The sequence below is a fragment of the Bradyrhizobium sp. CCBAU 53338 genome (assembly GCF_015291665.1).
GTDB lineage: Bacteria > Pseudomonadota > Alphaproteobacteria > Rhizobiales > Xanthobacteraceae > Bradyrhizobium.
Map to the genome: position 1 here is coordinate 4,190,099 of NZ_CP030048.1, position 20,786 is coordinate 4,210,884.

Here is a 20,786-nt window from a genome sequence, read left to right on the forward strand (position 1 = left end):
GAGGCGACAGCACGAAGACCCCGTCAGCATCTCCGCGGTGCTGGCGGGGTTTTCAGTTTCAAACGAGAAAATGGCAGCAGGGATCAATTGCTGCCAACGGGGCGGAGGTCGAGGAGGAGAGATTGCCGATATCCGCTCTGCTGGCCCGCATTCGAAGGCTCGTTCCCAACACCAACGCACGGCACTATGACGAGATCGTCCGCAATTTCGGTGTCGGCGCGCTGCGTCCGCCGCCGACGCCGATGAGCGATGGCGAGCTCGCCCGCGCCATCGCCGAGTTCCTCAAGGATGCGCCCACGACGGAATCGGTCGCGGCGCTGGGCCGGCGGCTCGATCCCACCTCGCCGCTCTGAGGCGGCGTTTGCTTTGCAAGCCCGGAACAAGCGGCTCCCGCGCACGTTGAGGTGATCTTCCGCACGAGGAGGCTCGCCATGCCCGCCTGGCTCGAGATATTGCTCAATCTGTCCGGTTATGCCGGCTTCGTCGCGCTTGCGAGCAGCGGCGTCGCGTGCCGGCAGGACTCCGCCGACGACGAGGTCTATCGCGGCAAGCGCTAGTTGGCGTGCAGCGGCTGGCCCGCGGTGCGCACGAGCCGGTCGGCCTTGACCGCGACGCGCGAGTCCCCGAGCTGCGGCCGCAGCGAAACGCTGATGGTCACAAAGGCGAGACAGAACAGCGTGCCGACGACGGCGACGCGGCGATAGGTCTGGCGATCGCCCTGATAAAATGACGGCTCTGAAAACGGGGTCATGGCAATAGTCGGTTTTCTTGTTGTCTTTGCCAGACACCTATCCCAACCCGCGGCAAGCGCAACGCGATTGGACTCTTAACCTAACCGAATAGGGTTATCGCGCTTCCCGCAAGTTTTCGTTAGGAGATTGCGACGCGCCTCAGATCTCGGCGAGCCACTTCAGCGTCGCTTGAAAACCGAGGCTGCGATGACCGGCGACCAGCACGGTGCCGTAGACCTGGGCCCCCTCCTCGCTGAACGTGCCGGAAAAACCGCTGGTCGCCTCGCTGCCTGCGAACAGCGGCCTCACGAGCGGATCGGCGAACGGTGAATGCTGGTTGGTGGCGAGCTCGCCCTTCCAGGTGCCGTTGCCGAACGTGTAGGTGCCGCGCGACCAGAAGTAGGGTCCGCCGCCGAGCAGCACGCCATCGCGCAGGATCAACACGCCGCTGTCGCGGCCCTTCACGCCGTCGAGCATGTGGATGTGGATCGAGTAGAGCCCGTTCTTCATGGATGCGCCCGCCGTCCCCTGGTGACGATAGCGCGGGGCATGGGAAGCGTCGAGGCAGCAACCAGCTTTGTTCCGGCTTCGCTACCATTTCGTTCTCGGAGAACGAATCGGAATCGACGAAATCGGCGCGACGCAATTCTTAAACATTCGTTTGCACGCAAACGAGCGACGCTCCACGGCAAGCGAAAGATCGCACCATCACGTTGCACATCGTCCGCGGCGGCCGCAACGATGACACGGTGATTCAAGGCATCGCGCCGACCCGTTTCGATACAGGTCGCAAGCACGACTGCGAACACGCGCGACTTGTTCTGCAAACGACTCCATTTCGTTCCTGAGGAACGAATCGGAGTCGCGCAAATCAGCGCGACACGATTCCTAACGATCGATGAAGCGACGCGCCGTCACCTCGCGCGCGCGTCCGCGACGCCGCTCAGGCCGCCGCGCGCCTGGCGTTGCCCTTCTCCGAGAAGCATTCCAGGATCTGGATGCGGAGCTCTTCCGCGGCCGGGCCCTCGACCTTCCTGAGCTGGTTCCAGAGCCGGATCACTTCGCGCTGCTTCTCTGGCGTCATGAGTCATCTCCAAAGCTGATGACTCAACTAGAACAAAGGAAGAACACAAAGTCCAGCCCTTGCCCCAGATTTCTGTGCAAGCCGCGTTGAACCTTTTCGCCGCCCCGTAGACGTACGGATGCTGGGGATTTCAGCGCCCAGTTAACATGACAGCGCCGCGATGGACGAATATATTCCGTCACCGCGGCGCTGTTGCTTTTTGGATTTTCAACCTTAAGTTAAAGGCACTGCTGGCGGCCAGGCGCTGAAATCCCAACGCCGTCAGCAAGAGAGCCCCGTGCGCAAGCGCGGGGTTTTTCTTTTTGCGAATGCGGCTGACGCCTTGCGCGTCCTGCGCTGAACTTTTTCAGCGCTCGCGCGTCTAATTCAATGAAGCTTCCCCCAGGCTTCACCCCATCAGAAAACCCCGCTCCCCCCAAGCGGGGTTTTCCCCTTTTTGCTGCACACATTGCCTGCGCGCCCTTCGGACCACGCCGCGATGCGGTGGCCAGATCAGACGGCGTCCTTGGCGACCTTCAGCGGCGAGGCCTTGACCGACTTGCTCGCCGGCTTCGCCGCGAACTGCATCGGCTCCTTGGTGAAGGGATTGACGCCCATGCGGGCTTCGGTCGCGGGCTTGTTGACGACGGACATCTTCACGAAACCGGGAATAACGAACTCGCCGGCCTCGTTGAGCTCCTTGTAGCCGACCGTCGCCATGTACTCGATGACCGACTTCACGTCGTTCTTCGCGAGCTGCGTGCCCTCGGCAATCGCATCGATCAATTGAGTCTTGGTCATCTTCGCCATGTCTGGATTCCTCTGAATTGGGTGCGCGCAAGCTGCGATGGTGCTATGTCCGGGAAGCGGTAAAACTGCGCGGGCGGCGCGTCTGCTCATGCCTGTCGGCCACGAAGCAGCCGGGCTTAGAACCTATCGAGGCCGAAAACGCAAGCAGCAGTTCTACGTGAGTTCCGTGATGTTTCCGTCGGGCAATGGCGCCCGGGCAACACCGGCGAGATATTTCGCAGGCGGCTTGCCCAACGCCTTTCTGAACATCGTGATGAAGGCCGTGACGGATTCATAGCCGAGGTCCGCCGAAACCTGCTGCACGCTCGCGCCCGCGGCGAGCTCGCGGATCGCGACGATCAGATGCAGTTGCTGACGCCAGCGCCCGAACGTCAGCCCCGTCTGCTTCACAACGAGACGCGCAAGACTGCTCTGGCTGAGTGCGACGTGATCGGCCCATTCCGCCAGGGTGCGGCGGTCGGCGGGATTGTCCGCCAGGCTTGCGGCGATGCGCTTCAACCGCGGCTCGGTCGAGAGCGGCAGATGCAATTGCTGCACGGGCATGCGCGGCAACTCGCCGAGCAGCACGCCGATCAGGCGCTCCCGCCGCGCCTCGTCGTGCTGCGCGCCGTCGGACAGCTCGACGATCAGTTCGCGCAGCAAGGGCGAGATCGAAATGGTGCAGCAGCGATCCGGAAGGTCGACCAGCTCGGCCTCGATGTAGACGAAGAACAATCGCGCATTGGCGGTGGCGCGATTGCTGTGCGCCATGCGGCTCGGAATCCAGACCGCACAATGCGGCGGCACCATCCACAGGCCGTCAGGCACACGACAGGTGACGCCGCCGCCGAGCGACACCACGAGCTGTCCCTTGCGATGGCGGTGGTCGGGCACCTCGCCCCTGGTCCCGTCGGCATCGACGCGCACGGCAATGACGGGCGCGGACCGGTCGTCCACATCCAGGTCGAGCCAGGGATAGCTGAGTTTTTGCCTAACCATTGACGATTTTTAGCGACTGGTTGGAATTATATATAAATTCATCCAGCCGCAAAGCCGTTAGTTCTGAGGTCGCCCCGAATTGAGGAGAAGCGACCGTGCATGGCGCGATGATCACGAAATCCACCCCACCGGGCCGAACCGTTCGCACGCGAGCCGGCCAGGTGCGCGGCGCGCCACGCGACGCAAACGGCGTGCTCGCGTTCAAGGGCATCCCCTACGCAGCGCCTCCCGTCGGATCGCTACGGTGGCGCTCGCCGGAGCCGCCGACGCCATGGAGCGGCGTGCGCGATGCGCAGGCCTTCGGCGCGGCGTCTCTCTCGTCACTCGTAGACGATCCGCGGCCCGGGCCGCGCAATGAGGATTGCCTCACGCTCAATGTCTGGACCGCCGCGCAAGAGGCGGACGAGAAGCGGCCGGTGATGGCATGGATCCACGGCGGCGGCTTTCAGTTCGGCTCCTCCGCCAATCCCGCCACCGATGGTGCGCTGCTGGCGGCGAAGGGGGTCGTCGTCGTCAGCTTCAACTATCGCCTTGGCGTCCTCGGCTTCCTCGCCCATCCCGAGCTCGACGCGGAAGCCCCGTCTGGCAATTACGGCCTGCTGGATCAGCTCGCAGCGCTCCGCTGGGTGAAGGCCAACATCGCAGCCTTCGGCGGCGACGGCGACAACGTCACCCTGTTCGGCGAATCCGCCGGCGCGATGGCCGTCGGCATCCTGATGGCGTCGCCGCTCGCGCACGGGCTGTTTCACAAAGCCATTTGCGAAAGCGGCGCCTTCTGGGACGGCCGGCACGGGCCGCTGCAAGGTTTCGACGAAGCCCGCGCGCGAGGCACAGCGTTCGTCCGCAACTACGGCAGCGGATCGATCGCGGCCTTGCGCGCGGTGCCGGCCGAACAGTTGAACGCAGCCGCGCCGTGGAGTTTTGCGCAAGATCACGTCACGCAGGCGTTCTCGCCGAGCATCGATCGTCATGTGGTGCCGGATGTGCCCGCGCGGCGCTTCCAGCGCGGCGAGCAGATGCACATTCCCCTGCTGTCGGGGTGGAACAGCGCGGAGGAATTCCCCTTCATGCGGCTAGCGCTTCCCCATCACCAGCCGCAGGCCTTTCGCACGGCCACGGAGGCGATGTTCGGCAAGCACCGGGTCGCCGATGTCCGGACACTGTACCCCGCCGACACCGACGCACAGGCCAAGGCCTCCGCCGCGGCGCTCACGGGCGACATGGTGGTCGGCGAGCAGTGCTGGCAGGCGCTTCGCTTGCATCGCAGCAGCACGCGCGCGCCCGTCTATGGCTACCACTTCGTCTACACCTCGCCGTACACGCCGATCGCCTCGCACGTCACCGAGATCCCCTTCGTGTTCGGCACCCTGACGCCGCAGCGGGTGATCGGCAGCACGGCGCCGCCCGCCGAAGCCGACCGTGCGCTGTCGCTGACCATGATGAGCTATTGGGTCAACTTCGCGACATCAGGCGATCCCAACGGGCCGGGCCTGCCCGACTGGCCGGCCTATGACGAGACCGACATCGTGCAGATCCTGGGCGCCCCGATCGAAGCCCGCCCCAATCCGCACGCGAAGCGCTTCCGCTTCCTCGGCGGCTTCAGGGAGGACGGGGCTCTTCCGATGCGCTGGCGCGACATCGCCTAGCGACCGCAGCGCAGGGAAAGCTCCGCTTGCCCCCGGCGGAGTTGTCCACACCATGCGTCACCTCGTCGTGAAACTTTCGATACGAACGAAGTTGTTCAGACTCTGGTAACCCAACGCCGCCACTCTCAATCCCAGTCTTGTTGCGTTGGAGTACCTACAGTGCTGAATTTTGATGAGCTGCGTGAACTCGCAGCCGATGTCCGCGTGTTTGTCGATGTCGCCGAAGACAAGGCCGCGGCGCTCAGATCCGTCATCGACGCCTACGACGTCGTGCTGGCGATCTTCCCGTCCGGAGACGGCATGGGCCTCCATGTGATCAAGGGCAAGGCGATCCTGGACCAGATCGCGACGTCCCGCTCGCACGCGGCCTACAGCCACACGGCCATCGCGGTTCCCGATCTCGAGCATGCCGAAGTGCTGAAATACCTGACCGCGCCGACCGACCAGCGGATTGCGGCATAAGCGGATCATCGACAGGCCTCGTGCGGACGGAACTCCCGGCTCTGCCGCGTTTGGAGCCCAGCCCCGTTGAACCGGCTGAGCCCGATGGCGTTGTCCAAAGCACTGCCGGGTGACAACCGGACGCAATGGGGATGTCGGACGCGGAGCATTTTTCCGGTTTCTGCCCGCGACATCAACGTATCTGTACGCGCTGACGACTGACCTGTTCCCGGCAGCTGCACCTTCTTGGTTGCGACGTCGCAAATGACGGCGCCACTGCACGGTATCACTATGATTCCGATGGCGCCGTGCCGATCGGCATGATCTGCATCAAAGACCTGCAACCAACGCGCGCATATATTGCGAAGCACGTGAGCCTCCTTCGCGGGACATGCACATGCTTCCTGACCCTGCCTGCCGGTACTCCGTGTGTGTTCATGCGACCGGGCTCTTCGTCATCGAGGAGACCCACGCCGACGGAACGTCGGAGCAGCTGGTCGGGAGCTTCCACAGCCGACGTGCTGCGGAATCCTGGATTGCAAGGCAATCCCAGCATCCAGGCAGCCAATCAGCCAGATGTTACTAGCAACGGCGCGGACGCACCGAACGATTTGACGATGGCGGTCTCGACCGCGCCGAGGATCACGTCGAAGACAGGGCAGAGCAAGGCATCAAGCATCGCCGCTCATCCTGCCTCGCGATGCTTCATGCCGCTTGCCGGCTCTGCCGGTCCTGACGGTTGAATGCAGCGGCGCGCCAACGCACGAGGCGCGACTTGATGTCGACCACGAACGCGCCGGGCACCACCGCCATTCGCTGTGTGACGACGATCACGGCGGCCCGGACGCGCCTCGCGTACTCCTGACATCACAGGTGCAAGGGGAACACTCCCCGTCGACGGCGGAATGGTCCGCCGTCCGATCTCAACAGGAGCAGACCATGCAGAGCAGTGAACACAAGAACTCGGGAATGATCGAGCTGACGGATGCGGAGCTCGATTCGATCGTCGGCGGCAACTGGCTGGGCGACGCCTTCCGCGCCATCGGCAGCGCCATCGTCCACGCCGTCGAGTGGGTCGGCGGTGTCATCGCCGGCGCCTTGCAGGGCCCGGGCAATCTGCGCGGCCCGTTCGGGCCGGGGGGTGGACCGGGCCAGCCTCCCTTCTGATATCGTCTTCCCGGACGTCATCGCGAAATCCGGAGGCCGCCTCGGTTGGCGGCCTCTTCGATTCATGAACCGTTTGTCCAGATGCTTGCACCGTCGCAAGACCGGAAGATCGCGCATCCGCCGGCAGCGGCTTGCCTCCCGCTACCAATCATCTGCGGCGTCCCTGGTCGCGAAGTGGCATCCAAAGGCCACCATGGCGAGCGTGAACGTCGCGCCAAGCAGAATTCGCAGGGTCAATCCCATGTCCTCGCTGACGTAACGGATGTCGTGCCGTTGGGCGTAGCGTTCAGGATGGTTCGCATCAGGCTCTCGAGGAGAGATCGTCGTGAGCGCAAGCCACGCGAAGGTCCCGCAAAGCGCGGCAACCCGCGCAATCTTTCCAAGGCTTCGTACCCAGCGCTTCATGCCGCTCTCGCCATGAAGACCGAGGAGACCAGAAACCTAGCGGCCAGCACGGTCACGAAATCCGTCTTCAAGCTCCGAACCATGCAGCTTAGTCGCGCGGCCTCTCCGCCGGTTCAGGTGCCTCAGCTCCGCAGCCAGGAAGGCCTCTCAGATGCGATAGCCCCGGCAGGTGCTGCCGATAAACTGGATTTACTGACGGTAAACGCGAATTTAATGGCGGTAGAAACACGGAGGTTCCCTGGCTTTGAGGGAACAAACTACCGCTGGGAACCAGGAAATACCGCACTGCAGCGCGACCGTTAAGCAACAATCTAACGTCGCCTTTACCGGAGCCAGCCTAGCAGTAAAGCTGACGCTGAGGCTGGAGGAACGCATGTCCATTGATCGCACGAGTGCTCGAGCACTGGTTGAAGCCGGCTATATGCCGCTTTCGGAGTACGTCAGACTTTTCGGCGAGACCGACACCGCACCGGACATCGTCCCGTCGGTCGACGCCGGCGCGCGCGAAGGCTCGAGCCAGGAAGCCGACGCCGCTGCGCTCAAGCCTGAAGTTTGATGCGCATTCCCTGAGAGCGGACGGCCCGCCAAGAAGCGGTGGATGGATTGACGTACGTTGACTGTGCATTGAATTCATTCACCGGCAATTGCCGCCGGCAATCTTGCGACCATGCGGCTTCAGTCCATGCTTGGGGACGGAGCGAATGCTCTTTCAACTTGGTTGTTTTTGTCTTCTGCTGAGCTGAAGCAGCGCGCCCTGGACCAGACAATCACCCACTCAGGAAAGCGCGGGACGATCTCCGGCCGAAACGGGGGAACGGAGCGGTCGTTCGCTCACCTGCTCCTCTGAGATGAGAAAAAGGCCTCGGCTTTCACCGAGGCCCTGCGCTCGTCCGGTCTTGCTTCACCGACCCATGCACTTGTCCCAAGCCCTGCGCTGAGCCTTGGTGGTTTGTCCGGCCTGCCATTGCGCGAACGTGAACCCGGCCTGCCGTTGACACTCGCTTGCGGTCTTGCCGCTGGCGCCAGCGTCGGGCCTGGTGCCGCCGGCCGCACGGGCGGCTTCGCAATTGCCTGCATTGCGCAAACTCTGGCAGGTCGAATTGTGGTTGCACACCATCCCGCCACAGCCCGCGGCGAAGGCTTCAGATGCGAGAACACAGATTGCCAGTACCGCACATAATGTCGACTTCATAACTCTCCCCCAGGTTGCAATGAGGTACAATACCCACCCGACAAAATTGGACAAGGCCGGTTGGAGTGAGCATCAAGAATGAAATAAAGAGGGGAGCTACGAATTACGTAACGGGTCATGCCCGCTCGTCGCCTCACTGCGGCTTTGCCGCGCTCCGCAACCCGAGCAAGAGCAATACGGCGGCCAGGATGATGGCCATTCCGATGAATACGAATGCGCCTGTAATCATTGCCTCCTTCCAGGGCGCCGCTTCATGCTCCGCCGCCGTGATCGGCGAGAGCGCGGCTGTCCCAAGCACGGCGGCCGACGTCGTGACGACCCAATTGCCGTATGTTCCGATCAGCAGCGCCCAATAGGCCACGGCTTTGGTTCGCGCCGACAATCTGACCTCGTTCCAGATGGCGCCGACCGCCAGCAGGAACGTGCCGTTCATCACGCCCTCCAAGTGGGCGGCCAATCCCATCCTCACATTGGTGAAATGCTGCTCGACCAGCCCCGTCAGCAATCCTATCAAGAACAAGGTCGCGCCATGCCATAGGAGCCTTCGCTTCTCATCCGCCATAAGCTTGCCCTCCAGGTGCCGCGCGTTGAATCGCCGTACTCTATGTCAAGCCGTAGCAAACGGCACCCCGTCCGGTCGTTCGAACCTTAGAGCTGCAATTGCAGTGACGGTGCAGGCCAGTGCACCAATTCCATTTCCCGGTCGCTCTCCGCTGGCTTCAGTCCTGCTCGGGGACTGCGTCCATTGAGTGCACCGTCACCGTACTTCCGACGAACGGCCCAGAGCAGATATTACCCAGGGCCGGAGTCTGGATCCGAATTCAACAGTTCACATGGCCCTTGGGAGGCTCGACCACGTTGACGCGGTTGCCCTCAGCGTCAAATATCTGAGCCACGGCTCCAAACTTGCCTTCCATCTTGTTGACGAGTTGCAAGCCGAGGCTCGCCAGCCGTGCGTTCTCAACTTCGAGCACGGGAGTGACGATCGTCACGATCCCCCTGCCGGCGCGTTCGTCATCCTTCCAGACCTGCAGGCCGGCCGCGCCCATGTTGCGCCACTGGGCCATGCCCGGCATCGGCTGGTCGTCGGCCGGACGCCCCATGAGCTTTTCATACCAGACGAGAGCTTCGTCGAAGTTGGAAACGGTAGCGCAAGCGTAAATGCCTTGTACGGTCATCCTGGTCGTCATGATCGTTCTCCTGGGTTGGACAGATGGATGTCGTCCAGGAGGTCTCGATTTCGACAGGCGGCGAGAAAACATTCGCGATTAGCTCAACATTCTTGAGCGCCGTTCTTCGAGATAGCGTCGCTCCCCCTCCGACCAGCACAATCCGACGGCTATGGTGAAAGCTTCCACCGCCTCCGCCCGCTTGCCGAGATCGGCACAAATCTGCGCACGGGCCGCCCAATAGGGCAAATAGTCGGCCATCCTGATATCGCCGGCAAGGGCGTCGATGTCGGCAAGAGCCGCGTCCGTGTGCCCCATCCGTGCAAGAGCCACGGAGCGGTTGAGCGTCACGACCGGCGATGGAGCGATCCTTTCCAGCACATCATAGAGGGAAACCACAGCCTGCCAGTTCGACACGCCGCTCAAACAGCGCGCGACATGGGCGGACTGGATCGCTGCTTCGATCTGATAACGACCAGTGGGACCGTTTGCGTTGGCCTCACGCAACAGCCCCTCCGCCATTTGCAATTGCGCGCGATCCCAAAGTCCGACGTCTTGCTCGTCCAGTGGCACGAATCCCCCGTCGGGGTCCCGGCGAGATGAACGTCGCGCTTCTGCATAAAGCATCAGCGCAAGCAAGCCTTTCGCCTCCGGTTCTTGCGGAAGCAGGGATACGACCACGCGTGCAAGCCAGATTGCCTCGTGTCCAAGGGCTTTCGCCCCATCAATCTCCATCCACCCGTTCGTGTAGGCGGCATAGATGGAAGCCAGCACTGGCGGCAGGCGCGTCGGCAGTTCTTCCCTTTCAGGCACGAGGAATGGAATTTTTTCGTCCCTGATCCTCGCCTTGGCTCTCGCGAGCCTCTGGCCCATGGTCTTTGGGGAAACGAGAAATCGTGCGCTGATATCCATCGCCGTCAGGCCGAGCACGGTTTGGAGCATCAGGGGCGTTCGCGCCGCCGCATCGATGCTGGGATGCGCACAAGCAAACATGAGTGCCAGTCGTCGATCTGGAATCCCTTCATCCAGATCCGTTGCCGCAGAGAACTCGTCGGCAACGAGATCGAGATGATCTGCACTCTTTTTCCTGACCTTCTCCTTGCGCCAGTCGTCGAGCCTGCGCCTTCGCGCGATGGTCAGCAGCCAGGCATCGGGGTTATCAGGCACGCCGGTATCAGGCCATTTCTCGAGTGCCGCCAGGAATGCTTCCGCAAGTGCATCCTCCGCAGATGCCAGATCACCTGAGCGCCCGCCAAGATAAGCGACCAGGCGACCATAGCTCTCGCGCGCGACCTTCTCCGCAACGGATCGCGCGAGGGCGGACTGCGAAACCATCATCCCGCATATTCCGATCGATCCCTGATGCGGCGTACCTCGACCGAGCCCCATGTCGCGGCGGGACAGCGTGCCGCCCATTTGTTGGCTTCGTCGATATCGGCAACGTCTATGATGAAATAGCCGCCCAACTGTTCGCGAGCATCGGCATAGGGGCCGTCCAGGACACTGATTTCACCGTCCTTGACGCGCACGATGCTTGCCTCTGAGGAGCTGACCAGGGCGTCCGTTGAAATGAATACCGCGGCCTTCTCCAGAGCCTGTTGATAGGCGTACATTTGGCCCATGAAACGCGCCATATCCTGCGGCGCTACAGCTCTTCCTGCAGCTTCGTCAGCGTGGAGCATGAGCATGTAACGCATGTAATCCCGTCCTCGATGAAAGCCTGCAGCATTTAAGGTGACAGCGCAACAAACTCGACCATCGTTGCCTGGCAGATTCCGTCAACGCCTCAGGTCGGCAGTTGAGTGCATCATCATCGTAATTCCAATCACCGCAATTCCGGGCAACAAGAAAAATTGCGCCAAGATGTCGGGAGCGGCTGGGGTCGTTCGTCCTCTGGCCGCCTAGCCTCCTCTTCCCGTCCCCGGAGCCTTCCATGCCCCCGACCATCACCGCCTTCGCAAACGCGCCGGACCGCGGCCGCGGACTGGCCCGCGACATGGGGGTGCGATGGGCGCTCGAGGAGGTTGGACAGCCCTACGATGTCCGTCTGCTCTCGTTCAGCGAGATGAAGCAGGCTTCGCATCGCGCGCTGCATCCCTTCGGACAGATCCCGACCTATGAGGACGGCGGCCTCGTGCTGTTCGAGTCCGGCGCGATCGTGCTCCACATCGCCGAGCGCCATGCCGGATTGTTGCCGGACGAACCCGAAGGCCGGGCGCGCGCGATCGCGTGGATGTTCGCCGCGCTCAGCTCCTTGGAGCCACCGGTCCTCGACCTGACAATCGCAGTGATCGTGGAGCGCAATGAGGCCTGGTACGAGCAGCGACTGCCGCGCGTGAAGGACCGCATCCGGGAGCGCTTGCGGGATTTGTCCGTCCGTCTCGGCAATGCGGATTGGCTCGATGGCGCCTTCAGCGCCGGCGACCTCATGATGATCACGGTGCTGCGGCGGTTGAAGGCATCCGGCCTGCTGGACGAATATCCAAACCTCCCGGCTTATGTAGCCCGCGGCGAAACGCGGCCGGCGTTCCGGCGCGCCTTCGATGCGCAAATGGCGGTGTTCGCCGCGGCGTCGCGCAACTGAACGCGCGCCGATCGCGCGCTCCAGAAACGTCAGTGGCTATTGCTGTTACTGAGCTGTCATTATCCGATGCTAGCGCTGCGCCTCGTTTCAAAAGGAGCCCGCTGATGCGCCTCATGCTTCCCGTCGTCGCCGCTGCCGTGCTGGCGACCTCCGCCCCGGCTTTGGCCGTCGACCAGACCGTGCCTGGTGCCGGCAACGCCGCGGCGGGCGAGCTCGCCGCCCGTTCGCCGCTGGTGAAATCTGCGCTGGCGCGCATCGAGCAGGTCATCGCCAGCATCGACGACGCCCGGCTGAAGGCCGCCACCCACGACGCCCTGTTCAACCCGAACACCTGTGTCGCCCATCGCGCCAACCTCACCGCTTCGGACAAGGCCAAGATCGTCGCCGAGCTCGTCAGCCTCGGCCTGATCAACGAAGCCGACGGCAAGGGTTTTCCGGGCGGCGCGGTGACAGGCGTGTTTCCGCCGCTGCGCGACGACGGCACTGCCTGCCCGCACCTGCCGATGGCCTGGGGTGCCGCGCCCGGCAGCGGATTCACCGGCCACCACTCCTATCCCGGCGGCCTGCCGGTGCATGAATCGTTCAACCTGTCGAGCGCCATCAGCTTCAGCGAGAACTACCGCCTCAACGTCGGTCTGACCGGCGAGGACGGTCTGCCGCGGGTGGCGCCCCTGCCGCCGAACGGTTCGCGCGAGGCGGTCAGCCACTCCGATCTCGTCATCAACAACGACGCAATCATCGCAGCCCCGATGTGGCACGACTGGGCCAAGCCGATCGTGTTCCAGTGGAATGCCGACGGCAGCGAGTTCGCCGAGTTCAACTTCGGCGGCAACGGCGAGACCGATGCTGATGGAGCCAAGGGTGACAGCCGCACCGGCGGCCATCACATTCTCGGCGTCGCCGAATCCATGGCGCGCGACCTGCCCGCGCCGTTCATCGTGATCCAGGCCTCGGCCCACAGCGCGCCGACGCTCGGCCACGAGTACATGGTGGTAAACTGGCTGCGCGCCGCGGCGATCATCGCCCATGTCGCCCCGATCGCGCGCGGCTATCTGGTGAAGGATGCGAGCGGCCACTTCCGCCTGCCGCCGGCGCGCACCACCGACAACATCGACTTCCTCGCTGCCAAGCTCGGCAACCTCTCGGCCGAGACCGTGATCCACAATCTGTCGGATGCTGACTACATCTTCGCCGGCCCGGCGGTGACGGCGGCGGTGGCGATCCTCGCCAAGCTCGCGCCCGACTACGGCTTCGACCCTGCGGATGCGGCGAAGTTCAACAACGGCTTCCGCAACCCGGCGCTGTCATATCTCAGCGCCGAGCGGATTCTGATCCGCTACAACCACGACGGTCTTGCCGGCGTGCGGCACGACCTCGATGCGCTGAAGAAAGCAAAGGCGATCTGAGGCAGGCCATCGCACGAAATGGCGTGGTGCGCGCTTTCCTTGCGGCCAATGCAGGGGCCTGCCGCCGTAATTCGGCGGCGCCATCCACGGGAATTCACGAAGCTGGCACCATTCACCGCTGCTCTGTGGCGATGCGCAAACCCAGAGCAATCAGGACAACTCCCGTCACGCCCTCCACGAGGCGACGCACGGTAGGCCGTTGAAGAGCATTCCGCACCTTGTGGATAGCCGCGGCATAAAATGCGAGCCAGAGGAAGGTCATGCCTGCAAAGACAATTCCAAGAGCGAGCAGTGTCGCAAAGGTCGATCCGCCTGTCGGCACGAACTGAGGAAGCAGGCTCGTGAAGAAAACAGCCATCTTGGGATTGCCGAGATCGCTGATGAGCCCCTGCCTGAAAGCGATCCAAGGGCTTAAGCGACCATGCGCGTAGTTCTCCACCGCGATCCCCGAACCCTGCTCCGGCGACCGAAGGGCTTCGTATAACGCGAGGACGCCCAGATAGATAAGGTAAGCGGCGCCCAGATACTTGATGGCAAGAAACAGCGGCGCCGAGGCCACCAGGAGAGCAGCAAGGCCGACGCTGGTCGCCAGGGCCCAGACTGTCTGACCAACCGCTATGCCAGCCGCCGTGCAGATCCCGCCCGTCCGCCCGGCCAAAAGGGTGCTGCGGATGGTCGTGGCCGTGTCAGGCCCCGGCGTGACAATCACAACAATCGATGTCCCGATGAATGCAAGGAAGAATAACATATTCCGCTGCTCCTCCACGTTCCCGTCGATACACTGCCGAGGTCTTGGCTCGGCCCGGTGCACCCCGATGGAGATCATAAAATACGGTGACAGTGATTGCGGTCATTGTGCACTCCACTCGCTCACGTGTCGCTGGACTTAAGTGCATCGTCACTATGCTTGATTGATGTAGCCATTGGCCTTCATTTCACGCACACGTTTCCCCCGCCCCCTGCCCCTCCCGCCACTTTCCTGCTATCTCTCCCCCGCCGTTCCGGCCCAAACCAAAACCCCACCGTCCAAGGGAGCAACAACCATGCGTTATCTCCACACCATGCTGCGCGTGCGCAATCTCGATGTCGCGCTGAAGTTCTACCAGGATGCGCTCGGGCTCAAGGAGGTGCGGCGGATCGAGAACGACAAGGGGCGCTTCACGCTGGTGTTCCTGTGCTCGGCTGACGATCTCGAAGCGCTGAAGAAGCAGCCGCAGACGCGCGGTGCGCCGCTGGTCGAGCTTACCTACAACTGGGACGAGGAGAAGTACGGCGAGGACCGCTTCTTCGGCCACCTCGCCTACGAGGTCGACGACATCTACGCCACCTGCGAGAAGCTGATGAAGGCCGGCGTCACCATCAACCGTCCCCCGCGCGACGGCAACATGGCCTTCGTCCGCTCGCCCGATTTGCACTCGATCGAGCTGCTGCAGAAGGGCGAGCCGAAGGCGCCGGCCGAGCCGTGGGCGTCGATGCCGAATACCGGCCATTGGTAGGCGCTATCTGCAGGAACCACCGCCGCTCCCCCGCGTTCACTCCAAGACAATGCGATTGGACAATGCGATTGGAGGAGGACGCGATGGGACGCGGAATTTTGCTGTGGCTGCTGGGCGTGCCGATCCCGGTGATCATTCTGTTGTGGCTGTTCTTCGGCCATTGATATCAGCGCAAACGCATCTTGCGTTTGTCGCGACCGGTTGCTCTGCAATGAAAGCTCCGCTCCCAGAGCGGAGCTTTTTGCATGAGTGGCTGGCGGCAATCGGCATCGCTGCTTGCGCGAAATTCCGCTATCACGCGCGGGAAATGAACGCCGCGGGAGACGCTCGATGCCTGACACACAGCTGACGATCTGGGGCCGCGCCAATTCGGTCAACGTGCAGAAGGTGCTGTGGTGCCTCACCGAGCTTGCGCTGCCCTATCAGCGCATCGACGCCGGCATGCAATACGGCAAGACCCGCGAGGCCGATTATCTCGCGATGAACCCGAATGCGCGGATTCCGACGCTGGTCGAGGGCGACTACGTGCTGTGGGAGTCCAATTCGATCATGCGCTATCTCTGCATGGCGCATGGGCGCGGCACGCCGATCTATCCGGAGGCGCCGAAGCGCAGAGCCAGTGTCGACCGCTGGCTCGACTGGACGCTGGCGATGGTGCAGCCGGTCGACCGCCCGGTGTTCTGGGGCATCGTGCGCACGCCACCCGCCGAGCGCGACATGATCAAGGTGCAGCAGGATGCCGATGCCGCCGCCGAAGTCTGGGCGATCGCCGACCGCCTGCTCGCGACGCGGCCGTTCATGGAGGGAGACGCGTTCACGCTCGCCGATATCGCCATCGGCGCCTATGCGCGGCGCTGGCTCGGCGTCGAGGGGATCACCCGGCCGGCGCAGCCGCACCTGACGAGGTGGCTCGCCGAGCTCGGCCGGCGGCCCGGATTTGCCCAGCACGTGGCCCCGCCGATGTCCTGAGCCGCTGAAGCGGCTCAAGGTGTGGTGCGGACGTGATGAATCGCGCTTGCCGCGCAAACGCGCCGCGCGCGCCGGCTACTGTGCATGGGGTTGTTTTCGCGTTTCGTCGTGGCGGGCTGGTGCCGGCGAGGCTCGACCAGCGCGACGACGATCGGCGTCAGCTCAGCGGCCGGTCACGGCGTCGATCCGGACCGAGCCGCCGATCTTCACGCAGGTGCCCTCGACCATCGCAAAACCCCGGCCATAGGAGGCGCAGCCATTGGGCCTGGCGGCGGAGCCCTTCAGCGGCAGCGTCTTGCCGGACTGCGGCTGCTCGGCCGGCGGCAGGCGCAGGGTTTCGGCCCCGGCTGCGGCGGTCAGTGCGAATGAGGCGAGAACGAGAACGGCGGCGCGCATGGGCCGCCTTGTAGCCCGGACCGGCGGCAGGCGCCATCCGGGCCGGCTTGGGCTCAGAGGAACCGGACCCCGGCCGACTTGCCGCGGCGCCAGACCACCTGACAGCTCCGCCCGGTCCGGGCGTCGCGTGCGAAGGCCATGCGGATCACGCCCGGCAGCTGGCTCGCATCCTCGTCCATGGTGATCCTGGCGCCCGAGGCCGAAATATCCTGGACCAGGCAATGCCGTGCCGCGAATCCGCCCTCAAGCGTGATCCAGGCATGCTGCGACAGCAGTTTGCGGGCTGCGCGCTTCTTGGGCTGTGGCATCGGCGAAAAATCTCCCGCCCCAGCGCTAGCCCAGGGAACCCTAAAAAACCGTTGAAATCGCAGCCCTGATGATCCCGGGCCGGGCTATCCACCGGGCCCAAAAGAGCGTTCCGGAACGGCTTGCCCACCGGCGCAAAGGCCACTATACGTTCGCCCGCTGCAAGCCGCCGGGCACGACTCGGACCGGCCAGCGGGCCCGTCGCCACATGCTGTCAGGCCCTGCGTTTGCTCCCTTCGTCTATCGGTTAGGACGCCACCCTTTCACGGTGGAGAGAGCGGTTCGATTCCGCTAGGGAGCGCCACCCCAACCACGTCCCCTCATCGCTCGCCCAGGAAGCTGCCCTGCACCTTCGCGCAGGCGAGGTTGACGGTATAGACGTGGACCCCCGCGATCTCGCAATGGTCCGGATCGAGCGCCAGCAGCCCGATCGCATTCTCGGCGTCGAGCGCCACCGCCGAACGGACGACGATGCAGGGATAGTCCACCGCAAGCTTCGCATAGCTGGTGGGGCGAAAGTCGTTCTTGAGGACGTGCGTATAGGTGTTGTGGTCCAGCAGCGGCACCGTGAAGACGCTGGCATAGGCCCTGGAAAATCTCTCGCGCATGGCCTGGTCGCCCCAGAGCTGCAACGTCATGTCCCAGCCGTGGTTCATGTCGTTCTCCGGCGCGCGCACGAACATGCCAGAGACGTTGGCGCAGGCGGGACCGGCCGCGACCACCGCCTTCGAAAGCCGCGCCCCAACCGCGTTCAGCGCCGACGATTGCAGGGCCGCGGCGCGGGCGTCGATCAACGTCACCGCACCCGTTACGATGCACAGGCTGCCCGCCAGCAGGCTCAGCGCAGCCGACGGGACGGCCGGGACCAGGCGCCTGAGCAGCACCAGAACCAGGACCAGGACGCCCCCGGTCTGGACCCACGGCGCCAGCATGTAGTGAAGCGCAAAATGCTTCGACGTCGCCACCAGATGCGCGGCAAAGACCAGGACGGCGGCGCCGAGCGTCAGGCTGACCGGATCGCGCCAGCTCCGGCTCTTGGCGCACCAGGCCAGCACCGTGCCCGCGGCTGCGACGTAGACGCCGAGCACGAGCGGTGCCGATGCAACGATCCCGCGCATGTTGGACCAGAACGTGCCGAAGTCGATGAACCCCGCCTCGCCCTCGCCGTATTGTCCCTTGTGGGTGGCGATCTGCACGAGCCATCCGAACCCGCGCGTGATCGTTCCGGGATTGAAGATCAGACTGAAGCCGACGAAGCCGATCGCGCCGGTGACCATGGCGGCGACGAACGCTCGCCTGTTTCTGAGCAGGCACACGCCGAACACCGCCTGCGGCAGATAGAGATATTTGGTCGAGAACCCGAGCGCGAAAATCACCCCGGACATGACACCGAGGCTGGTTTCCGGCGGATGGGCGTCGAGCGCAGCCTTGACCACGATCGCCATGCCGAACAGCGCGAACGCGGCCATGAGGCCTTCCGGCGCAAGCACCGTCTGGAAGTGAAACGCGTCGGGATGCACGAACGCGCCGGCCTGAAACAGCATCGCGGCGATGGCACTCTGCGTCGTCCGTCCGACGATGAGCCCGCCCGCCAGCAGCGCGCCCGTCAGCACCACCGCCTCGCCGGTTCGCGCCGCGTATGTGATCGCATCGTAGTGCTTGAGCCCGAACGCGACGATATCCTCGGCGCGGGCGACCAGGGCCCAGCCCCTGACGATCAGTTCGACAAGCAGCGTCGTCGTCGTTCCCGGGTGGTCGAACTTCAGCGAGCCGTAACCAGCCGCCGCCACCAGCCCGTTCATGGTGTAGGCCGATTCCGGATCGACCTGGACGCCCCATACCGCCTGCCAGGCCGAATAGAGCAGCGTTGCCGCCAGATACAGCGACGGCACGATGAGGACCAGCAGCGTCCTGATCCTTCCGCTCACCCGCGCGTCGGGAAAACAGCAATCGCCAGACATCATCGTCGTCGAACCGCGGCTTCCACGGGCTAAATCGCCTTGATCTTAAGGAAGGCGAACGCCACCATCTTCAGCAGCATCCAGCCATGGCGAAACCTCGAGATCTGGGTCTCGCCATAAGTGCGCGCGGCGTAGCGGATCGGAAGATCCACGGATTTCAGATTAAGTTTCGATGCGCCGAAGATCAGGTCGAAATCGCCGAATGGATCGAAATCACCGAAATAGGCCTTGCCGGCCTTCAGGCGCAGATAGTCGCTGCGGCGCAGGACTTTGGTGCCGCACAGCGTATCCGTATAGCGCTGGTTGAGCAGCCAGGAGAACAGATAGGAAAAGATCTTGTTGGCAATCAAGTTGAGGAAACGCATGGCGCCGTCGTCCATGGGATAGACCAGACGCGATCCATTGACGAACTCGCCCTTGCCCGACAGCAGTGCTTCGGAAAATTTCGGAAGCTGCTCCGGCGGCATGGTCAGGTCGGCGTCGAGAATGATCAGCACGTCACCGCGCGCCGCATCGAAGGCGGTGAAGACGGCGTCGGCCTTGCCCTTGCCGGGCTGGCGCATCACCTTGATGTCCTTGGATGGATACGCCTGCTTGACCCGCTCCATCTCCTCGAAGGTGCCGTCCTGGCTGTGGCCTTCGATGAAGATGATCTCGATGTCGCTGCAAAAATCGGGAATGCGCTGGACCGCGGGCTCGATATTGCCGCGCTCGTTGCGCGCCGGCACGACGACGGTGGCGGATGCGAATTCTTCCCTCGCTTTGCGGCTCGAGCGTGCCACCAGATAGTGGCGGAGCGCCAGCTGGCGTATCCCCGGCAGCACGCTGACGAAACGATTGAGAAAACGCCCAAGCCCGAACATTCGCACCGGCGAGAGCACGCGTTGCTCCGACTTCACCGGGTCGAAATCCGCAAGCCTGGCAAGGCCGCGCAAGTCCGACGGCGACAGCACGTTCTGCTCCGGCTGCGGCATCCTCAGGCCGACGAACTCGGCGAATTTCAGCACGGGGTACCAGAGATGCGAGAAGTAACCGATCACCAGCCGCGTATCCCGCGTGCAAAACGGATGCAGCAGGGCGATGAACTTCTGGCAATCCTCGAGCGAACCGATCGTATCGAGGACGAGGATGAAGTCGAACGGACCTTGCAGCCCATCGAGCGTCGCGGGGTCTTCGGCATCACCCTCGACGAAAGTGAGATCGGGGTGACGCTGCCGCGCGATCCCGATTTGCTTGTGACAGAAATCGACCCCGACGCCATATGATGGCGCGAGGCTCGCGAGTGTATCGCCAACGCCGCAGCCGATGTCGAGGACGCGACTTCCGGGCGGAATTAGAAACCGGAGATAGCGTTCATCCTCGTCGTGAAAGAAGCTGTTCTTTTCACGCCAAGCCAGACGATCCGTGGCGATACGGTCGGCATGATCGAGAATACCTGCTTTCCGCGGCGACAGGCAGCCGGACATCACTGTCATGTCCATTGCGAGACACAGGCCCGGTTGGGCCTGCTCGAATTGAAACGAACTGTAAAACCGGACGCGGCTGCGCAAGACGCAGCCTTGAAAATAGCCATCAAAATGGTCCCCCAGACCTCTCGTTACACAAGCGCAACTGGGGGGCGAGATCAACAGGAAGATTGTCGAGGACGCATCCGGCGAAATCAGTTCATGTTCCTGACAAGCGGCGAGCGCATCGAGGAAGCGCGCTCGCAATTGTGCAAGTTCACTAATTCGCTAATCGCCGGCGCGTCAGGACGGCATCGACTACCGGCAGACGCCGCGGCGCGAGCGGCATCACTATCGGCGCGAGGCGATCATCACCCTGCTCGGCAACTGGACTCTCGATGAGATCCGCCAGGTCGACGGCATCATCGACAAATGCCGGAACGGCTGAAGCGGCGACAGCGTTGACCTGCTGCCGCAGATGCCATGACGTGGTTGTGAACGTGCCCACGCGACAACCGGGACGTTTTGCCGCCATCCTCGGCACATCTTCGCCCAGCCCGTTTACCGGAAATTTACCCCTGCTCACGAGCGACGGTATCATTTGCTTAGAAATTGATCGCT

Annotated in this window: 27 protein-coding genes and 1 tRNA gene; 11 read left to right on the top strand and 17 right to left on the bottom strand. The window is 63.3% G+C overall.

Annotated features, from left to right (window positions below; translation table 11 throughout):
• The first annotated feature begins 122 nt into the window (after positions 1 to 122).
• Both XH90_RS19685 and XH90_RS39640 read left to right on the top strand, forming a co-directional pair.
• Complete coding sequence (locus XH90_RS19685) at positions 123 to 353, top strand: hypothetical protein (protein ID WP_194476008.1); 231 nt, start codon at positions 123 to 125, stop codon at positions 351 to 353.
• A gap of 78 nt (positions 354 to 431) precedes the next feature.
• Positions 432 to 557, top strand: coding sequence for a hypothetical protein (locus XH90_RS39640; protein ID WP_256442383.1), 126 nt, complete (start codon positions 432 to 434; stop codon positions 555 to 557).
• On the opposite strand, the gene XH90_RS19690 is transcribed toward XH90_RS39640, so the two are convergent.
• The 5 genes from XH90_RS19690 to XH90_RS19710 form a co-directional block, all read right to left on the bottom strand.
• The gene (locus XH90_RS19690) at positions 554 to 751 is read right to left on the bottom strand and encodes a hypothetical protein (RefSeq protein ID WP_194476009.1); all 198 of its coding nucleotides are present in this window, start codon (positions 749 to 751) and stop codon (positions 554 to 556) included. The genes XH90_RS39640 and XH90_RS19690 overlap by 4 nt on opposite strands.
• 139 nt (positions 752 to 890) lie before the next feature.
• Positions 891 to 1,241 carry a GrlR family regulatory protein gene (locus tag XH90_RS19695; RefSeq protein WP_194476010.1) on the bottom strand — a complete coding sequence of 117 codons (351 nt, stop codon included), beginning with the start codon at positions 1,239 to 1,241 and terminating at the stop codon, positions 891 to 893.
• A 433-nt stretch (positions 1,242 to 1,674) separates the two neighbouring features.
• Positions 1,675 to 1,815, bottom strand: coding sequence for a hypothetical protein (locus tag XH90_RS19700; protein WP_194476011.1), 141 nt, complete (start codon positions 1,813 to 1,815; stop codon positions 1,675 to 1,677).
• A 492-nt stretch (positions 1,816 to 2,307) separates the two neighbouring features.
• Positions 2,308 to 2,604, bottom strand: a complete 297-nt coding sequence (locus tag XH90_RS19705; protein ID WP_194476012.1) for an HU family DNA-binding protein — start codon at positions 2,602 to 2,604, stop codon at positions 2,308 to 2,310.
• Between the two features lie 153 nt (positions 2,605 to 2,757).
• Complete coding sequence (locus tag XH90_RS19710; protein WP_194476013.1) at positions 2,758 to 3,582, bottom strand: helix-turn-helix domain-containing protein; 825 nt, start codon at positions 3,580 to 3,582, stop codon at positions 2,758 to 2,760.
• 107 nt (positions 3,583 to 3,689) lie between these two features.
• On the opposite strand from XH90_RS19710, the gene XH90_RS19715 reads away from it, so the two are divergent.
• Together XH90_RS19715 and XH90_RS19720 are read left to right on the top strand one after the other, a co-directional pair.
• Entirely contained in the window at positions 3,690 to 5,228 is a 1,539-nt protein-coding gene (locus XH90_RS19715; protein WP_194476014.1) for a carboxylesterase/lipase family protein, read from the top strand.
• A 159-nt stretch (positions 5,229 to 5,387) separates the two neighbouring features.
• Positions 5,388 to 5,690 (top strand): hypothetical protein, encoded by a 303-nt coding sequence (locus XH90_RS19720; protein ID WP_194476015.1) that lies wholly within the window; start codon positions 5,388 to 5,390, stop codon positions 5,688 to 5,690.
• A 684-nt stretch (positions 5,691 to 6,374) separates the two neighbouring features.
• Here the strand turns inward: XH90_RS19720 and XH90_RS39645 are convergent.
• Entirely contained in the window at positions 6,375 to 6,503 is a 129-nt protein-coding gene (locus XH90_RS39645; protein ID WP_256442384.1) for a hypothetical protein, read from the bottom strand.
• Between the two features lie 105 nt (positions 6,504 to 6,608).
• Here XH90_RS39645 and XH90_RS19725 point away from each other — a divergent pair, with 105 nt between their 5' ends.
• Complete coding sequence (locus tag XH90_RS19725; protein WP_194476016.1) at positions 6,609 to 6,836, top strand: hypothetical protein; 228 nt, start codon at positions 6,609 to 6,611, stop codon at positions 6,834 to 6,836.
• A gap of 141 nt (positions 6,837 to 6,977) precedes the next feature.
• Here XH90_RS19725 and XH90_RS19730 read toward each other — a convergent pair whose 3' ends face one another.
• A complete protein-coding gene (locus XH90_RS19730; protein WP_194476017.1) occupies positions 6,978 to 7,241 on the bottom strand; it encodes a hypothetical protein in 264 nt (87 codons plus the stop codon).
• 373 nt (positions 7,242 to 7,614) lie between these two features.
• Between XH90_RS19730 and XH90_RS19735 the strand changes: the two genes are divergently transcribed.
• Positions 7,615 to 7,797: a hypothetical protein gene (locus XH90_RS19735; RefSeq protein WP_194476018.1), complete on the top strand. Its 183-nt coding sequence runs from the start codon at positions 7,615 to 7,617 to the stop codon at positions 7,795 to 7,797.
• A 769-nt stretch (positions 7,798 to 8,566) separates the two neighbouring features.
• On the opposite strand, the gene XH90_RS19740 is transcribed toward XH90_RS19735, so the two are convergent.
• The 4 genes from XH90_RS19740 to XH90_RS19755 form a co-directional block, all read right to left on the bottom strand.
• Positions 8,567 to 8,995, bottom strand: coding sequence for a hydrogenase (locus XH90_RS19740; RefSeq protein WP_194476019.1), 429 nt, complete (start codon positions 8,993 to 8,995; stop codon positions 8,567 to 8,569).
• A 259-nt stretch (positions 8,996 to 9,254) separates the two neighbouring features.
• On the bottom strand, positions 9,255 to 9,623 hold the full coding sequence (locus XH90_RS19745) for a VOC family protein (protein ID WP_194476020.1): 369 nt from the start codon (positions 9,621 to 9,623) through the stop codon (positions 9,255 to 9,257).
• A 78-nt stretch (positions 9,624 to 9,701) separates the two neighbouring features.
• Positions 9,702 to 10,937, bottom strand: coding sequence for an RNA polymerase sigma factor (locus tag XH90_RS19750; RefSeq protein ID WP_371748369.1), 1,236 nt, complete (start codon positions 10,935 to 10,937; stop codon positions 9,702 to 9,704).
• On the bottom strand, positions 10,937 to 11,299 hold the full coding sequence (locus XH90_RS19755) for a YciI family protein (RefSeq protein ID WP_194476022.1): 363 nt from the start codon (positions 11,297 to 11,299) through the stop codon (positions 10,937 to 10,939). The genes XH90_RS19750 and XH90_RS19755 overlap by 1 nt, the downstream gene beginning before the upstream one ends.
• Positions 11,300 to 11,535: 236 nt before the next feature.
• On the opposite strand from XH90_RS19755, the gene XH90_RS19760 reads away from it, so the two are divergent.
• Positions 11,536 to 12,186, top strand: coding sequence for a glutathione S-transferase family protein (locus XH90_RS19760; protein WP_194476023.1), 651 nt, complete (start codon positions 11,536 to 11,538; stop codon positions 12,184 to 12,186).
• Positions 12,187 to 12,290: 104 nt separating this feature from the next.
• Positions 12,291 to 13,592, top strand: a complete 1,302-nt coding sequence (locus tag XH90_RS19765; RefSeq protein WP_194476024.1) for a hypothetical protein — start codon at positions 12,291 to 12,293, stop codon at positions 13,590 to 13,592.
• Positions 13,593 to 13,704: 112 nt separating this feature from the next.
• Here XH90_RS19765 and XH90_RS19770 read toward each other — a convergent pair whose 3' ends face one another.
• On the bottom strand, positions 13,705 to 14,340 hold the full coding sequence (locus XH90_RS19770) for a LysE family translocator (protein WP_194476025.1): 636 nt from the start codon (positions 14,338 to 14,340) through the stop codon (positions 13,705 to 13,707).
• 295 nt (positions 14,341 to 14,635) lie between these two features.
• Between XH90_RS19770 and XH90_RS19775 the strand changes: the two genes are divergently transcribed.
• Both XH90_RS19775 and XH90_RS19780 read left to right on the top strand, forming a co-directional pair.
• Positions 14,636 to 15,088, top strand: a complete 453-nt coding sequence (locus XH90_RS19775; RefSeq protein WP_194476026.1) for a VOC family protein — start codon at positions 14,636 to 14,638, stop codon at positions 15,086 to 15,088.
• A gap of 330 nt (positions 15,089 to 15,418) precedes the next feature.
• The gene (locus tag XH90_RS19780; protein WP_194476027.1) at positions 15,419 to 16,057 is read left to right on the top strand and encodes a glutathione S-transferase family protein; all 639 of its coding nucleotides are present in this window, start codon (positions 15,419 to 15,421) and stop codon (positions 16,055 to 16,057) included.
• A 162-nt stretch (positions 16,058 to 16,219) separates the two neighbouring features.
• On the opposite strand, the gene XH90_RS19785 is transcribed toward XH90_RS19780, so the two are convergent.
• Both XH90_RS19785 and XH90_RS19790 read right to left on the bottom strand, forming a co-directional pair.
• Positions 16,220 to 16,453: a hypothetical protein gene (locus tag XH90_RS19785; protein WP_194476028.1), complete on the bottom strand. Its 234-nt coding sequence runs from the start codon at positions 16,451 to 16,453 to the stop codon at positions 16,220 to 16,222.
• Between the two features lie 53 nt (positions 16,454 to 16,506).
• Complete coding sequence (locus XH90_RS19790) at positions 16,507 to 16,761, bottom strand: PilZ domain-containing protein (RefSeq protein ID WP_194476029.1); 255 nt, start codon at positions 16,759 to 16,761, stop codon at positions 16,507 to 16,509.
• 227 nt (positions 16,762 to 16,988) lie between these two features.
• Here XH90_RS19790 and XH90_RS19795 point away from each other — a divergent pair.
• Positions 16,989 to 17,063: transfer RNA gene (locus XH90_RS19795), tRNA-Glu, on the top strand.
• Between the two features lie 16 nt (positions 17,064 to 17,079).
• Here the strand turns inward: XH90_RS19795 and XH90_RS19800 are convergent.
• The 3 genes from XH90_RS19800 to XH90_RS19810 all read right to left on the bottom strand — a co-directional run bounded on the left by XH90_RS19800 (position 17,080) and on the right by XH90_RS19810 (position 20,700).
• Positions 17,080 to 18,687: a hypothetical protein gene (locus XH90_RS19800; RefSeq protein ID WP_194476030.1), complete on the bottom strand. Its 1,608-nt coding sequence runs from the start codon at positions 18,685 to 18,687 to the stop codon at positions 17,080 to 17,082.
• 62 nt (positions 18,688 to 18,749) lie between these two features.
• Positions 18,750 to 20,195 carry a glycosyltransferase gene (locus tag XH90_RS19805; RefSeq protein WP_194476031.1) on the bottom strand — a complete coding sequence of 482 codons (1,446 nt, stop codon included), beginning with the start codon at positions 20,193 to 20,195 and terminating at the stop codon, positions 18,750 to 18,752.
• Positions 20,196 to 20,445: 250 nt separating this feature from the next.
• Positions 20,446 to 20,700, bottom strand: coding sequence for a hypothetical protein (locus XH90_RS19810; protein WP_194476032.1), 255 nt, complete (start codon positions 20,698 to 20,700; stop codon positions 20,446 to 20,448).
• Positions 20,701 to 20,786 lie beyond the last annotated feature (86 nt).